General features: G+C 34.6%; 1 pseudogene. It reads right to left on the reverse strand.

Annotated elements, in window-relative coordinates:
• A pseudogene (locus tag E1176_RS20850) lies at positions 1-229 on the reverse strand (hypothetical protein); the annotation flags it as partial.
• Positions 230-381 lie beyond the last annotated feature (152 nt).

A 381-nucleotide genomic window follows, 5' to 3' on the forward strand; every position in this document is an offset into this window, starting at 1 on the left:
TCCAAAAACAACTAAATACTACATGTACTGTGGTTTCAAAGGTCTTTCCTTTCCAAAGCTTTGTTGAGTAGCCGAAAAATTGAATTATAAGTCGAATAGTCCAAAAGACAGCTAAGCCAAAAGTAATTGATTTGCCCAACGATGTGTTGAGCAGCTCATTAGGCGAAGCAATACAAAGTAGGCCTATTAAAAATACGGCTAAGGCAATAAAAAAAGTATGAACCATCATTACCTGCTTATTGATTAAGCTCAGAAGTCTCAACTCCTGTTTCCACTTCATGTATCGAGGGAAGAATAGATGAACAAATGAAAGTGTAATCAACAAAATACCAATAACTTGTAAATGCTTCTGCATAATGGCTATTTACTACAGTTAAAAAT

The organism is Fulvivirga aurantia (assembly GCF_009711475.1).
Classification (GTDB): domain Bacteria; phylum Bacteroidota; class Bacteroidia; order Cytophagales; family Cyclobacteriaceae; genus Fulvivirga; species Fulvivirga aurantia.